Genomic DNA, 14784 nt, shown 5'->3' on the forward strand with positions numbered 1-14784 from the left:
GGTCGCGACGAGCTCTTCGAGCTGCTTCGCCGCCCGGTCGTCGGTCCCGCGCAGCACCCGCAGCAGCATGGCCGCCGCCCGCAGCGGCACGCGGCGCGCGAACGCGTCCACGCTGCCCACGTACGCCCTGGTGAGGTCGGCGGGCGGAGTGTGGAGCAGGTCCGAGGCGAGCCCCGGCACCAGCTCCAGTCCCCACCGGGCGGCCCGCAGCAACGGCCCGTCCAGGCCGCCGAGCCGGGGCAGGGTCTCGTCGAGCACCCGCGTCACCTCCAGCCCGTCCCGTTGCAGCCGGCGGGCCAGCCGCCCGATCGCCGCCGCCGGAGCCGGATGCGGAGCCGGGTCGTCCACCAGGTCGCTCGCCCACATCGGCACCTCGACCACGGCGGTCAGACCGCCGTACCGGTGGGCGTGGTACCAGGTGCTGTGCCGCGCGTCGTCCGGCAGGCTCGGGTACGCCGGTCCGACCCCCGGCGCGGGCATCACATGGACGCCCGGTCCGGAGGCGGGCCAGCCCGCGGCGTCCGAGGCGCCGGTCTCGACCGGGATGTGCAGCTCGGCGGCGGACTTGGCGAACGGTTCGGCGAGCCCCGGCACGTCCTTCGTCAGCTGCACCCAGCTGCCCCCCAGGTCCGTGCCGTGCAGCGTCACCTGGAGATAGGGGCGCAGCTCGTCGATGACGCCGGTCAGGGCCCTGGTCTCGGGCGGCAGCCGGTCGGGCGGCAGCAAGGACGGCGCCCACTCCGGCTGCTCCGGGCCCGCGGGGCGGAAGAAGCCGAGGTGGTAGTCGAACAGGCTGCGCGGCGCCGGCGTCACATGCAGGCTCGCCCCGTCGGGGTCCGCGCACAGCAGGAAGTGCCAGGAGATGCCGTCGCGCAACCGCCGCTGCTCCAGCACCCTCCGGGCGACCGCGAGCAGGGTGCAGGAGCCCGTCGGCTCGTTGGCGTGGGCGCCGGCGACCACCAGCACCGCGCGGCGGGCGCGCCCCACCGACAGCAGATGCAGGGGCCGGCCCGCACGGGAGACACCCACCTGCCGGAGGGTGCAGACGCCGGGGCGGTGAGCGGTCAGCGCCCGGGCAGCAGAGACCTGTTCGGTCACCGTCGGGTAGCGCAGCTCCGGCAGGACACTCACCCCCGTCACATCCGCCCGAGTTCGCAGTCGCAGTACCCCACGGCCTCGGGGCGGTGTCAAGGGCGCGGTGGGGGAGCCTCCGTGGGGCGCCCGGAAGCACGGTCCGCAGGGATCGGGAGGCGGCCCTTCGGAGGGGGCCGTTCCGTCGAGGACGCGCCTGACGCCCGGCCCCGGCTCACTCGCCCACCCGCTCCAGCAGAGCCACCGGCGACCGCCCGAGCAGGTCCGCCACACGCGCGTGCCCCGTGAACTCCCGCCCCGGATCCAGGACATCCGCCCAGCGTCCCGGAGGCAGCGGCAGCCGGGTGCCCTGCCAGCCGCCGGCCTCCTCGAGTCGCAGCGAAAGGCGTGTCACGGCCGTCAGTGCCGTGCCGGAGCGGACGAACGCCAGGCAGTGGCGTGCGGCCGGGCCCTCGGCGGTCAGGGGCGTGTACGTCGCCGTGTCGCCGAAGGCGCCGGGGTGCCGTGCCCGCAGGCCGAGTGCCGCGCGCGTCACCGTGAGCTTCTCCTCGGACGTCGCCCCCGACACCTCGGGCGGGAAGCCCACCGCCCGCCGGTTGTCCGGGTCCACCAGGGCCCGGTACTCGGCCTCCGTGCCCTGGTAGACGTCCGGGACGCCCGGCATCGTCAGCTGGACCAGGGCCGTGCCCAGCACGTTCGCCCGGATGTGCGGTTCGAGCGCGTCGCGGAACGAGGCGACCCGCTCGCCCGGCGTCCCGCAGGGCCCGGCCGTCACGAACCGTGCCACCGCCTCCTCGTACGGCGCTTCCTGCTCGGTCCAGCTCGTGTACAGACCCGCCTCGCGCACGTGCTTCAGCAGCGCCCCCCGCACCCGCTCCGCGTCCGCCGGGCCCAGTCCGAACACCGTCTGCCAGGCCGCCCACGCCAGTTGCGCGTCCGGCACGCCCTCGCCGGTGCGGGTCACCTCGGCGAGGACGTCCGCCCAGCGGTCCGGGCACTCGGTGAGCACGTTCAGCGCCGCCCGGACGTCGGCACTGCGCTTGGTGTCGTGCGTCGAGACGACCGTCCCGGTCACCGGCCAGTCCCGCTGCACGCGCGCGCAGTACGCGTGGAACTCCTCCGGCGACAGTGCCGGACGCCCCGGATCGCCGCCCACCTCGGTCGCCGACAGCAGCGGCACGTAGCGGTAGAACGCCGTGTCCTCCACGGACTTCGCCCGCAGCGCCGACGAGGTCTGCGCGAACCGCGTCCGGAACTCCACCTGCGCGGGCCCGTCGCCGTACCGTCCCAGCACCAGGTCCCGTACGACGTCCACCGCACCGGCCTCCTCCGGCACGGCGAAGGCGAGCCGGGCCTCGGCCGCGGCCTCCTCGGTGACCACGGAAGCGGCGTCGACGGACTCGTACGGCCGGTAGACCTCCATCCGGACCAGGAGCTCCTGCAGCGCGGTGCGCAGCGCCCAGGGCGCGCGGTCGCGCAGGGCCGGTTCCGGCGAGGTCGCGCACAGCCGGGCCGCCACCCGGGTCAGCCGGTCCGTCTCGGTGGCCAGCTCGTGCGTGAGGACTTTGTAGGCCGCCCGCCGTACCGTCGCCTCCCAGTGCCCGCCGCGATCGGTCTGAGGGGCCGCGAACCGCCGGTACTGCCCCAGGAGGTCCCCGAACCCGGCCGGGTCCGTGAAGAGCCCGTCCACGTGCCGCAGCGCGTCGTAGCCGGTGGTCCCGGCGACGGGCCAGGAGGCAGGCAGCCGCTCACCGTCGGCCAGGATCTTCTCCACGACCGTCCACCGGCCGCCCGTCGCCTCGTGCAGCCGCCGGAGGTAGCCGTCGGGGTCGGCGAGGCCGTCGGGGTGGTCGACGCGCAGCCCGTCGATCACGCCCTCGTGGAGCAGCTGGAGGATCTTGCCGTGGGTGGCCTCGAACACCTCGGGGTCCTCCACCCGTACCCCGATGAGCTCCGAGATGCTGAAGAACCGGCGGTAGTTCAGCTCGGTCCGGGCCAGCCGCCACCACACCGGGCGGTACCACTGCGCGTCCAGCAGATGCGGCAGCGGCAGGTCCCCGGTTCCCTCGCGCAGCGGGAAGGCGTGGTCGTAGTAGCGCAGGACGTCCCCGTCGACGCGCAGCTCCCCGAGCACCTCGCCGAGCGGCCCGCCGAGCACCGGCAGCAGCACCTGGCCGTCCTGGGCCTCCCAGTCGATGTCGAACCAGCGCGCGTACGGCGACTTCGGGCCCTCGCGCAGCACCTCCCACAGGGCGCGGTTGTGGCGCGGGGCCATGGCCATGTGGTTCGGGACGATGTCGGCCACCAGGCCGAGCCCGTGCTCCCGTGCGGTGCGCGCCAGTGCCCGCAGCCCCTCCTCGCCGCCCAGCTCCTCGCGCACGCGCGCGTGGTCGACGACGTCGTAGCCGTGCGCCGAGCCGGGCACGGCCTCCAGGACCGGGGACAGGTGCAGGTGCGAGACCCCGAGCGAGGCCAGATACGGCACGACGGCCGCCGCGGCCCCGAACGGGAAGTCTGGCTGCAACTGCAGCCGGTACGTGGCCGTGGGCACCACCGGGTCAGTTCGCTCAGGCGTCATGGAGACGTACGTACCCGCCCCGCCGCCGTTCGTGCCCTCCCGCACGCCAGGTGCGCCGCGCGTCGCCCGGACGGGTGGCTTCCCCCGGACGACGCGGCGGCGAGGGCCGGAGCCCGCGCCGCAGGGCCGCTGGAGCTACACGGGCCGCTGGAGCACGGTCAGGCTCCGGTCCGTGAGGGTCAGCCGGTCCCCGGCCTGCACCTTCGGGCCGGTGTCCGGCGGCACCCCTTCCGGGCGGGCCGTGTCGACCACGACCTGCCACTGCCGCCCGTGGTCGACCGGCACCACGAACTCCAGCGGCTTCGGCGAGGCGTTGAACATCAGCAGGAACGAGTCGTCGGTGATGCGCTCCCCGCGCGCGCCCGGCTCCGAGATGGCGTTGCCGTTGAGGAACACCGTCAGCGCCGAGGCCCGCGCCGAGTCCCAGTCGCGCTGGGTCATCTCGCCGCCCTCGGGGGTGAACCAGGCGATGTCGGACAGGTCGTCGTGCGTGCCCTCCACGGGCCGGCCGTGGAAGAAGCGCCTCCGGCGGAAGACCGGGTGGTCCCTGCGCAGCCACACCATCGCGCGCGTGAAGTCCAGCAGCTCCCGCTTGAGCCCGCCTTCCTCCTCGTCGCCCTCCGGCCACTCGACCCAGGCCAGTTCGTTGTCCTGGCAGTAGGCGTTGTTGTTGCCGTGCTGGGTGCGGGCCAGCTCGTCACCGTGGCTGATCATGGGTACGCCCTGGGAGAGCATCAGCGTCGCGATGAAGTTCCGCATCTGCCGGGCCCGCAGCCGCAGCACGTCCGGGTCGTCGGTCTCCCCCTCGACGCCGCAGTTCCACGACCGGTTGTGGCTCTCGCCGTCCCGGTTGTCCTCGCCGTTGGCCTCATTGTGCTTGTCGTTGTAGGCCACCAGGTCGTGCAGTGTGAAGCCGTCGTGGCAGGTCACGAAGTTGATGGAGGCCAGTGGGCGGCGTCCGTCGTCCTGGTACAGGTCGGAGGAGCCGGTCAGCCGGGAGGCGAACTCCGCGAGGGTGCGCTGTTCGCCCCGCCACAGGTCGCGCACGGTGTCCCGGTACTTGCCGTTCCACTCGGTCCACAGGGGCGGGAAATTGCCCACCTGGTAGCCGCCCTCGCCCACGTCCCAGGGCTCGGCGATCAGCTTGACCTGCGAGACCACCGGGTCCTGCTGGACCAGGTCGAAGAACGACGACAGCCGGTCCACCTCGTGGAACTGCCGGGCCAGCGTCGCCGCCAGGTCGAAGCGGAACCCGTCGACGTGCATCTCCGTGACCCAGTACCGCAGCGAGTCCATGATCAGCTGGAGCACGTGCGGGGACCGCATGAGCAGGGAGTTCCCCGTGCCTGTCGTGTCCATGTAGTAGCGGGGGTCGTCCGTCAGCCGGTAGTAGCGCGAGTTGTCCAGGCCCTTGAAGGACAGCGTCGGACCCAGGTGGTTGCCCTCGGCGGTGTGGTTGTAGACCACGTCGAGGATCACCTCGATCCCGGCCTCGTGCAGCGCCTTCACCGCCGACTTGAACTCCAGCACCTGCTGGCCCCGGTCGCCCCAGGAGGCGTAGGCGTTGTGCGGGGCGAAGAAGCCGATCGTGTTGTAGCCCCAGTAGTTGTTCAGGCCCATGTCGACCAGGCGGTGATCGTTCACGAACTGGTGTACGGGCATCAGCTCCAGGGCTGTGACCCCGAGCTCCGTGAGGTGCTCGATGATCGCCGGGTGCGCGAGGGCCGCGTACGTGCCGCGCAGCTCCTCCGGCAGGCCCGGGTGCCGCATGGTGAGGCCCTTGACGTGGGCCTCGTAGATCACCGTGTGGTGGTACTCGGTGCGCGGGCGCCGGTCGTCGCCCCAGTCGAAGTACGGATTGACCACGACCGACGTCATCGTGTGCGGTGCCGAGTCCAGGTCGTTGCGCCGGTCGGGATCGTCGAAGTGGTAGCCGTAGACCTCCTCGCCCCAGCTGATCGAGCCGCTGATCGCACGCGCGTACGGGTCGAGCAGCAGCTTCGCGGAGTTGCAGCGCAGCCCGTGCTCCGGGGCGTACGGGCCGTGCACCCGGAACCCGTACCGCTGTCCCGGCATGATGCCCGGCAGGTACGCGTGCCGCACGAAGGCGTCGCTCTCCCGGAGCTCGACCGCGGTCTCCGAGCCGTCGTCGTGCAGCAGACACAGCTCTACTCGGTCCGCGGCCTCCGTGAAGACCGCGAAGTTGGTACCGGCGCCGTCGTACGTGGCACCGAGTGGATACGCCTCTCCAGGCCAGACCTGCATGGACACGACTCTTTCAGGTGTGCGGCGCCGGTGGGGACGCCTTGGTCCCGAGTCTCCCCAAAAGTGAGGGAACCACCTCTGACTTGTCTCCCTCTTACCGGGCGACCAGTGCATACGCGGTATGCCGAAACCATTGGGGCCAACACGTACTCCCGGGGCCGTTGGGGGAGTAGGGGGAAGATGTGCGCAACATAGTGCACCGCCATCTCGGGAAGGTCGTGGCCGGTGCGGCCATCGCGGTCGCGGGAACCGCCGTGATGATCGGCGTCACCCTGCCGGGCACGGCCGGGGCCGAGGAGACGGGGGGCGCCGGGGGGCGGTCCGCCCGGCAGGCGGCAGGTCCGGAGCGGGCCGTGGCGCCCGGGGTCGTCGAGGAGGTGCCGGACGAGGGCGAGAAGGGCACGGGGCGGGATCCGCTGACCGACGACGAGCTGCGGCGGGCCGAGAAGATCGCCCTCAGCCGGCAGCTGTTCCAGGGCAGCGAGAGCGTCGACGGGAAGCGGGGGCCGCAGCCCCTCGGCGTCGACCTCGCGGAACCGGAGACGGGCGACACCGGCGACCCGGCCGCCCCGCGGCGCGCGGACGTGACCTTCTACGACTACCAGGACGACACCCTCGTCACCCGGACCGTCGACCTGGGCACCGGCAAGGTGGTCGCGACCGGTACCCAGCACGGTGTCCAGCCACCCCTGAGCCGCGCCGAGAAGGCCGAGGCGGCCGGGCTGCTGATCGCCGACCCGCTGGGCGCCGGTCTCAAGGCCGACTACAAGGACGCCACCGGCAAGGCCCTCACCTCGCCGGACCAGCTCCAGCTCAGCGGCGCTGTCTACCGGGCCGCGCCGGGAGCCCAGCCCGCCGTGCTCGACCGCTGCGGCGAGCACCGCTGCGTCCGGCTGTTCCCGAAGATCAAGAACGGGCCGTGGGTCGACATGAGGTCGCTCGTGATCGACCTGAGCGCCCGCAAGGTCGCCGAGCTCGGCCACTGACCCGCCCGGTCCACTCACCCGTCCACCCCGCTCCTCCTCAGGGAGTCACCTCGTCATGCGTGTGAACAGAAACAGCAGGGCCCGTACCCGGGCGGCCGTGGGTCTGACCGTGGCCGCGCTGGCCGCCGGCGCCACCACCGGCGCGGGACCCGCCCACGCCCGGCCGGAGACCGCCCCGGCCGCGGCCGCCGCCCCCGCCGCGGCCTACTGCGGCGCCGCCCACCGCATCGAACAGAAGCTGTCCACCGGCACCACCTGGCGGATGTGCTGGCGCTACGACAGCAAGGCCGGCCTCGTCCTGGAGAACGTCTCCTACCAGCCCAAGGGCGAAACCAAGCCGATCAAGGTCCTCAACAGCGCCAGGCTCGGCCAGATCCACGTCCCCTACGACGACGGCAACATCGAGTACGACGACCTGACCGGCTTCGACTTCGCCCAGGGCCTGATGAACCTCGCCCCCGGCGAGTGCCCCGGCGGCACCATCAAGACGATCAAGGTCCCGGACTCCTGGAACGAGGACCCGAACGTCAAGGGCCTGTGCACCACCACCCGCTCCCGCGGCCACGCCTACCGCATGCAGGGCGACACCGCGAACAAGGTCTACCAGACCCAGGGCAAGGACCTCCTCGTCTACACGGTGAACCAGGTCGGCTGGTACGAGTACATGACCGAGTGGCGCTTCCAGGACGACGGCGCGATCACCATGAACGTCGGCGCGACGGGCAGCCTCTCCTGGGACGACTACGACGCCGGTGACGGCCGCGGCTGGCCGATCGGCAAGGGCGCCGCCGCCAAGGCCACCAGCCACAGCCACAACGCCTTCTGGCGGCTCGACTTCGCCCTCGACGGCTCCACGAAGAACAGCGTCGAGCAGTACGACTCCACCGTCACCCCGCAGGCCACCGGACAGCGGGCCCCGACCACGAAGACGACCCGCACCAAGATCACCAAGGAACTCGCCGGCGACAGCAAGAACTACCGCTGGTGGCGTGTGGTCAGCGCGGCGGGCAAGAACAAGGACGGGCACGCGCGCTCCTACGAGATCGTCCCGGGGCCGACCACCAAGTACCCGGGCCGCCGCTTCACCAAGCACGACCTGTACGTCACGCAGTACAACAAGTGCGAACTGTTCGCCAGCAACAACCCCGGCAACTGCGGGGCCGGAGCCGGTTCCTCCGTCGACAAGTGGGTGAACGGACAGGCCCTGAACCACCCCGTGGTCTGGATGAACATCGGCTTCCACCACATAGCCCGGGACGAGGACCAGCAGCCCATGCCCGTCCACTGGCAGGGCTTCTCCATCGCCCCGCGCGACGTCACCGCCATGAATCCGCTCACTCCGGCCGAGCTCGGCTGGCAGAACGGGCACTGGCAGCCGCGCAGTTGAGAATCACCCTGCCCATCGGGCTGCACCGCCGACCGCTCCCGGAGTACCCTTCCTTGATCGTTGACAAGGGCGGTGCTCGGGGGAGCGGAAGGCGGTGCGCGGGTGGGCTCGGGAGGGCTGGAGCTGCCCCCTGGTGACGAAGGTCACGAGGGGAGCTCCGCAGACGTCCCGGCCGGAGCCGTGTCCCTGGCACGGCCGATGGACGCGTCGGGCTCGATCGGTCCGGAACTGGACTGGGACGCCGACAACTGGCGCGAGGTACGCACCCGCGCCCAGCGGGCCGGCCGGGCCTACATCTGGCTGAACCTCGTCGAGCAGCGGCTGCGCGCGGTCGTCGCCGCCGTGCTGAGGCCCGTCTACGAACCCGTCCACGGCGAGGACTGGGTGGTGGCCGCCGCCGGACCCGCCGGGCAGGAGTGGGTGCAGCGCGCGGTCGCCGTACGCGAGGTCAGCCGCCGCAAGGGCTATCTGCTCGACCCGGCCGACGACAACGTCCTGTCCTTCCTCACCCTGCCCCAGCTGCGCGAGCTGATGGTGCAGCACTGGCCGTGCTTCGAGCCCTACTTCGACGACCGGCGGGACGTGGAGCTCGCGCTGGACGAGCTGGAGGTCACCCGCAACGTCGTCTCCCGCAACCGGGCCCTGTCCGAGGCCGTCCTGAACCAGGCCGAGCGTGCCTCGGCCCGGCTGCTGGAGATGCTCGGCGCGGGCGGTGACGTGCCGTCGGCGCGCCGGCTGCCCATCGACGCGGTCGAGGACCTGGTCGGTGACCGGTACGCCGACGTGGTCGCCGTCCACTCGGACCGGGTGCGGCTGATGCGGCAGTTCCCGGCCGAGGACATCTTCGGCGGTGCCCGACGCCTCGACGCCATCGGCATCGGCCTCAACCTGCTCGTGCAGAACTTCTCCGGCCGGCGTCTGGTGCGGCTCGCCGAGTCGGGCTGCCGGGTGCGGCTGCTGTTCCTCAACCCGGCCTCCAGCGCGGTCAAGCGGCGCGAGCGCGAACTGGGCCTCAAGCGCGGTGAGCTGAGCCGGGCCGTCGAGATGAACATCCTGCACATGCGCCGGGTCCGGGCCCGGCTGCGCGACCCGGGCGCCTTCGAGATCCAGGTCTTCGACGAGACGCCCCGCTTCACGGCGTACCTGGTCGACGGCGACGGGGCCGACGGCATCGCGGTGGTGCAGAACTACCTGCGCCGCACCCGCGGGATGGAGGCGCCGGTGTTCGTGCTGCGCAACGGCGGCAAGGTGGTCAAGTCGGGCGAGATCGACGAAAGCGGCCTCTTCCCCACGTATCGCGAGGAGTTCGAGGTGATGTGGGCGGATTCGCGACCGGTGTCGTGAGCGGGGCCCCGGGCGGGTAAGCGGAAGGCGATCCTCTGATTGTCAGTGGTGCATGCGAAGGTGGGGATCACTGGGGGAACGCACCACAAGAAGGGGGACCGCCCATGGGCTGGCACCGGGAGCTGCTGATCGGCTTCGACCTGGAGACGACGGGCACGGATCCGCGCGAGGCGCGCATCGTCACGGGGGCCGTGATCGAGGTCAGGGGCGGGGAGCCGTCGGGGCGCCGGGAGTGGCTGGCCGACCCGGGAGTGCCGATCCCCGAGGACGCGGTGGCGGTGCACGGCATCAGCACCGAACGAGCGGCGGCCGAGGGCAGACCGGCCGACCAGGTGGCGGACGCCATGGCCGAGGTCCTCACCTCCTACTGGAAGACCGGCGTACCGGTCGTCGCCTACAACGCGGCCTTCGACCTGACCCTGCTCTCCGCCGAGTTGCGCCGCCACGGCCTGCCGTCCCTGCGTGACCGCCTGGGCGGCGTGGACCCGGCCCCGGTCATCGACCCGTACACCATCGACCGCTGGGTCGACCGCTACCGCCGCGGCAAACGCAACCTCGAAGCGGTCTGCGCCGAGTACGGGGTGGTCCTCGACTCCGCCCACGACGCTCTGTCCGACGCCCTGGCGGCCGCCCGCCTCGCCGGCGCGATAGCCACCCGCCACCCCAAGATCGCCTCCCTCGGCCCGGCAACCCTGCACCACCGCCAGATCGAGTGGTACGCGCAGTGGGCGGCGGACTTCCAGACCTTCCTACGCAAAAAGGGCGACACGACGGCACTGGTCGACGGGGCGTGGCCGGTACGGGAGTTGGCCGAAGCGTAGAGGAGCCCGTCAGAAGGGCAACCACCTCACCGTCTCATCGCCCTCCCGCAACGACGCCACCCGCCGCTCGAACTCGACAAGGGCCTTCGGGTTGCTCGGCGCATGCTGAGCAACCCACGCGCAACTGGCCGTCTCCCGAGCCCCTCGCAGCACCGAACACCCCTCCCACACCCGCACATCCCACCCGTACGCCTGCGCGAAGGACTCGTACGCCGCGTCCGAAACCCCGTACCGGTCGTGCGACAGCACCATCACCACCAGATCGTGCTCCCGCAGATCCGACGACACCGTCTCCAGATCTACCAGCACCGGCCCGTCCGGACCCACATGCACATTCCGCGGCAACGCGTCCCCGTGGATCGGCCCGGGCGCCAGATGCGGCGTCAGCCCCGCCGCCTCCGTCGCGAACCCGTCCCGCCGCGCCCGCAGATACGCCGCGTCCGCGGGATCGATCGCATCGCCCGCGAGCCGCAGCCACCGTTCCACACCACCCAGCAGATCACGGCCGGGAAGCTCGAAAGGAGGAAGAGGCGTGGCATGCACGACCCGTAGCAGTTCGGCCAGATCCCGCGGCTCGGCGGGCCGTACGGCGTCCGGAAGCCGATGCCACACCGTCACCGGGTGTCCGTCGACCAGCAGGGGTTCGGATGCGGCCGCCCGCACCGCCGGCACCCCCGCCTCGTCGAGCCACAGCGCGATGTCCAGTTCGCGCCGCGCCCGGTCGACAAGCTCCGCGTCGCGGCCCACCTTGACGACCAGGTCACCGGCGGCGAACACCGCGTTCTCGCCCAGCGCGAGCAGCTGTGCCGCGTGGGCCGAGCCGGTCCCCGCGCCGGGCAGCACCCCCGCCGCGGCCAGTACGTCCCGCGCCCGTGCCTCGTCCATCGTCCGCCTCCGTCGTCCAGGTTTCCGCGTGTGCCGCCGTCCGGTTCCGGCCATTCGCCCGTCAGTGTCGCATCGGCACAGGTCGGGCGGCATGCGCGAGGCCTTGACGAGGCACACCGCCTTCACGACCATGACCTGGCCAGCCGAGCCGCGCAAAGGGGCTGATTCCGTGACATCGGTGACCGAGGTGCGGAGACCGGCCGACCGGGAGCCCGGAAGACGCCCGCCCCGCCGGGTCGTCGACCACGGCGCCTGGTTTCTCGTCCTGCCCGCACTGATCCCCATCCTCGTCCTGAGCGCCGGACCGCTGCTGTACGGGATCCTGCTGGCCTTCACCGACGCCCAGTCGGGCCGCACTGCGCCCACCCAGTGGATCGGCGGGCTCAACTTCCGGGACCTGCTCCACGACACGCTGTTCTGGGAGTCGTTCCGGATCGGGCTGGTGTGGGCGGTCGGGGTGACCGTGCCGCAGTTCCTGCTGGCGCTGGGCCTCGCCCTGCTGCTCAACCAGGACCTGCGGCTGCGCTGGCTGGCCCGCGCCCTGGCGATCATCCCCTGGGCCATGCCCGAGGTCGTCGTCGGCATCATGTGGCGGCTCGTCTACAACCCGGACGCGGGCATCCTCAACGAGACCCTGCGCGACCTCGGCCTGGGCGGTGGCCGCGACTGGCTCAGCGGGCTCGCCACCGCGCTGCCCGCCGTGATCGTCGTGGGAGTGTGGGCGGGTATGCCCCAGACGACGGTCGCGCTGCTCGCGGGTCTCCAGAACACCCCGCGCGAACTCCACGAGGCGGCGGCGGTCGACGGCGCGAGCGCCTGGCGCCGGTTCCGCACGGTCACCTGGCCCGCCCTCAGACCGGTCGCCCTGGCCATCACCGCGCTCAACCTCATCTGGAACTTCAACGCCTTCGCCCTGGTCTACGTCCTCACCAGCGGCGGCCCCGGCGGCCGGACCCGGCTGCCGATGCTCTTCGCCTACGAAGAGGCCTTCCGCTACGGACAGTTCGGCTACGCGGCGGCGATGGGGTGCGTGATGGTGGCCGTGATCTCCATCGTCCTGGCCGTCTTCCTCGTCGGCCGCCTCAGGGGAGGTGACGAGGCGTGAGGACCCGCACCCCGGCCCGCGTCGGCCAGTACACGGCGCTGCTCGCCTACCTCTGCTTCCTCGCCTTCCCGTTCCTCTGGCTCGTCTCCACCGCGTTCAAGCCGCCGCGCGAGCTGGGCAGTCCGCACCCGACCTGGATCCCGAAGGACCCCACCCTCGACAACTTCCGGCAGGCCTTCGACGAACAGCCGCTGCCGCACGCCGCCCTCAACTCCCTGCTCGCGGCGCTGGGGGCGGCGGTCGTCGCGGTGCTGATCGCGACACCGATGGCCTACGTCGTCGCCCGGCGCCGCACCCGGCTCGCGAAGGCGGTCACGGGCTGGGTGGTGGTCAGCCAGGCGTTCCCGTTCGTCCTGCTGATCATCCCGCTGTTCCTGGTGCTGAAGCACCTCCGGCTGATCAACTCCGTGCCCGGGCTGGTGCTGGTGTACGTGGTGTGGGCGCTGCCGTTCGCGCTGTGGATGCTCGCCGGGTACGTGCGGGCCGTACCGCCCGAACTGGAGGAGGCAGCCGCGGTCGACGGGGCCGGGCGGCTGCGGACACTCGTGTCGGTGACCGCGCCACTGCTCGCGCCGGGAATCGTGGCGACCGCGCTGTTCGCGTTCATCACGGCGTGGAACGAGTTCTTCTTCGCGCTGGTGCTGCTCAAGACGCCGGAGAAGCAGACCCTGCCGGTCGTGCTCACCCATTTCATCGGCGCCGAGGGCGTCGCCGACCTCGGCCCGCTCGCGGCGGCCGCGTTCCTCGCGACGCTGCCCTCGCTGGTCGTCTTCGCGATCATCCAGCGGCGCATCACGGGCGGCATGCTCACCGGGGCGGTGAAGAGCTGATGAGACACCTGCGCCTGCTGCTCCCGGTCCTCCTGCTGCTCCTCGCCGGCTGCTCCTCCGGAGGCACCCGCGACGACAGCCGGATCACCCTGCGCTTCCAGTCCCTGGCCTGGCAGGAGGAGTCGGTCGAAGCGAACAAGGACCTGGTGAAGGAGTGGAACGCCACCCACCCCGACGTCAGGGTCGAGTACGTGCAGGGCAGCTGGGACAGTGTTCACGACCAGTTGCTCACCGCCTTCGAGGGCGGTGAGGCACCCGACATCATCCACGACGCCTCCGACGACCTCGCGGACTTCGCCTACGGCGGCTACCTCGCCGATCTCACCGACCTGCTGCCCGCCCGGCTGAAGTCGGACATCCCGCGGCGCAGTTGGGAGACGGCCACCTTCGGCGACGGCGTCTACGGCGTGCCGTTCCTCCAGGAACCCCGCGTGCTGATCGCCAACGCGAAGTGGCTCAAGCGGTCCGGTGTCCGGATCCCGACCCCCGAGCGCCCCTGGACCTGGGCCGAGTTCCGCCGGATCACCGAAGGCCTCAGCGGCCAGGGCGAGTACGGCGTCGCCTGGCCGCTGAAGGAACCGGTCTCCGCCACGCTGAACCTCTCCCTGTCGGCGGGCGGACAGCTCTTCCACCGCGGGTCGGACGGCAAGGTGACGGTCCGGTTCGAGGCGGCCGATCAGGTGGTGCCGCGCACCGTCCACGACCAGGTCCGCACCGACCGCAGTGCCTCGCCCACCACCCTGGGCAGTGGCGGTTCGGACACCCTGCCCGGCTTCTTCGGCGGCCGGTACGCGATGGTCCCGCTGGGCTTCTCCTACCGCCAGCAGATCGTGCAGCAGGCCCCGAAGGGATTCGAGTGGCAGGTGCTGCCCGCTCCGGCAGGCGCGGGCGGACTCACCCAGGGCGTCAGCCCGCAGACCCTCTCGATCGCCGAGGACTGCCCGCACCAGAAGGAGGCGGCCGCCTTCATCGACTTCCTGCTGCGGCCGCGGAACATGGTCCGTCTCGCCCTCGGCGACTGGATGCTGCCCACCGGCACCCGGGCCCTGAACGACCCGGCTCTGCGCACGGCCGAGCACGGCTGGTCCACGGGCACGGCGCTCGCCGCCCACCTTCGCCCGGCACCCGCCCAGACCGTACGGGGCTATCCCGAGTGGAAGGACAAGGTGGCGACCCCGGCGCTCCAGGAGTACTACAGCGGGGCGATCGACATCCGCGAGCTGCGGGAACGCCTGGAACGGGACGGCAACCTGGTGCTGGCGCGCTACCAGCGCTGAGTGCGGGGCCCGGCCGTGTGACCCCCGGGTGAAATTCCGTTGTGGGGCGCGGACGGCACCACCTAGCGTGCTGCTCGTGGGTATCAACGCGATCAACATCTCCGGTCACGCCCGGAGCTGCGCGCACGCCGTACGGGTGCGCCGCGGCCCCGGAGCCCTGACCGGCCCGGGGAGTCACGCCCGCTGAGCCTTTCGAGGCCGGCGTCTCACCCTC

At 71.9% G+C, this 14784-nt stretch carries 11 protein-coding genes; 7 read left to right on the top strand and 4 right to left on the bottom strand.

Translation table 11 applies throughout. From position 1 onward, the window contains the following. The 3 genes from SSQG_RS30580 to glgX form a co-directional block, all read right to left on the bottom strand. The coding region (locus SSQG_RS30580; protein WP_039933972.1) for a M14 family zinc carboxypeptidase at nt 1–1131 on the bottom strand (1131 nt) is incomplete at its 3' end. A gap of 175 nt (nt 1132–1306) precedes the next feature. Further along, nucleotides 1307–3670 carry a malto-oligosyltrehalose synthase gene (gene treY / locus SSQG_RS30585; RefSeq protein ID WP_039935542.1) on the bottom strand — a complete coding sequence of 788 codons (2364 nt, stop codon included), beginning with the start codon at nt 3668–3670 and terminating at the stop codon, nt 1307–1309. A gap of 135 nt (nt 3671–3805) precedes the next feature. After that, on the bottom strand, nt 3806–5935 hold the full coding sequence (gene glgX / locus SSQG_RS30590) for a glycogen debranching protein GlgX (RefSeq protein ID WP_003993812.1): 2130 nt from the start codon (nt 5933–5935) through the stop codon (nt 3806–3808). 182 nt (nt 5936–6117) lie between these two features. On the opposite strand from glgX, the gene SSQG_RS30595 reads away from it, so the two are divergent. From SSQG_RS30595 to SSQG_RS30610, 4 genes are all read left to right on the top strand, one after another. Next, nucleotides 6118–6921 carry a hypothetical protein gene (locus SSQG_RS30595; RefSeq protein ID WP_003993814.1) on the top strand — a complete coding sequence of 268 codons (804 nt, stop codon included), beginning with the start codon at nt 6118–6120 and terminating at the stop codon, nt 6919–6921. A gap of 55 nt (nt 6922–6976) precedes the next feature. Next, entirely contained in the window at nt 6977–8308 is a 1332-nt protein-coding gene (locus tag SSQG_RS30600; RefSeq protein ID WP_039933973.1) for a copper amine oxidase, read from the top strand. A 72-nt stretch (nt 8309–8380) separates the two neighbouring features. Continuing rightward, nucleotides 8381–9652, top strand: a complete 1272-nt coding sequence (locus SSQG_RS30605; RefSeq protein ID WP_208865732.1) for an SAV2148 family HEPN domain-containing protein — start codon at nt 8381–8383, stop codon at nt 9650–9652. A gap of 104 nt (nt 9653–9756) precedes the next feature. Continuing rightward, entirely contained in the window at nt 9757–10473 is a 717-nt protein-coding gene (locus tag SSQG_RS30610; RefSeq protein WP_003993819.1) for a 3'-5' exonuclease, read from the top strand. A gap of 9 nt (nt 10474–10482) precedes the next feature. Here SSQG_RS30610 and SSQG_RS30615 read toward each other — a convergent pair whose 3' ends face one another. Next, on the bottom strand, nt 10483–11358 hold the full coding sequence (locus SSQG_RS30615) for a phosphotransferase enzyme family protein (protein ID WP_039933977.1): 876 nt from the start codon (nt 11356–11358) through the stop codon (nt 10483–10485). 169 nt (nt 11359–11527) lie between these two features. On the opposite strand from SSQG_RS30615, the gene SSQG_RS30620 reads away from it, so the two are divergent. From SSQG_RS30620 to SSQG_RS30630, 3 genes are read left to right on the top strand one after another with little or no spacing between them, the layout of a single operon-like run. Continuing rightward, complete coding sequence (locus SSQG_RS30620) at nt 11528–12463, top strand: carbohydrate ABC transporter permease (protein WP_003993821.1); 936 nt, start codon at nt 11528–11530, stop codon at nt 12461–12463. After that, complete coding sequence (locus SSQG_RS30625) at nt 12460–13293, top strand: carbohydrate ABC transporter permease (protein ID WP_003993822.1); 834 nt, start codon at nt 12460–12462, stop codon at nt 13291–13293. Before SSQG_RS30620 ends, SSQG_RS30625 begins: the two co-directional genes overlap by 4 nt. Beyond that, complete coding sequence (locus SSQG_RS30630) at nt 13293–14570, top strand: ABC transporter substrate-binding protein (RefSeq protein ID WP_039933979.1); 1278 nt, start codon at nt 13293–13295, stop codon at nt 14568–14570. The genes SSQG_RS30625 and SSQG_RS30630 overlap by 1 nt, the downstream gene beginning before the upstream one ends. Nucleotides 14571–14784 lie beyond the last annotated feature (214 nt).

This window comes from Streptomyces viridochromogenes DSM 40736, assembly GCF_000158955.1.
Lineage (GTDB): Bacteria > Actinomycetota > Actinomycetes > Streptomycetales > Streptomycetaceae > Streptomyces > Streptomyces venetus.

Bases quoted from the DNA above. Each gene is read 5' to 3' on its own strand.
- glgX (WP_003993812.1), bottom strand. From the start codon at position 5,935: ATGCAGGTCTGGCCTGGAGAGGCGTATCCACTCGGTGCCACGTACGAC.
- SSQG_RS30630 (WP_039933979.1), top strand. From the start codon at position 13,293: ATGAGACACCTGCGCCTGCTGCTCCCGGTCCTCCTGCTGCTCCTCGCC.
- treY (WP_039935542.1), bottom strand. From the start codon at position 3,670: ATGACGCCTGAGCGAACTGACCCGGTGGTGCCCACGGCCACGTACCGG.
- SSQG_RS30610 (WP_003993819.1), top strand. From the start codon at position 9,757: ATGGGCTGGCACCGGGAGCTGCTGATCGGCTTCGACCTGGAGACGACG.
- SSQG_RS30615 (WP_039933977.1), bottom strand. From the start codon at position 11,358: ATGGACGAGGCACGGGCGCGGGACGTACTGGCCGCGGCGGGGGTGCTG.
- SSQG_RS30600 (WP_039933973.1), top strand. From the start codon at position 6,977: ATGCGTGTGAACAGAAACAGCAGGGCCCGTACCCGGGCGGCCGTGGGT.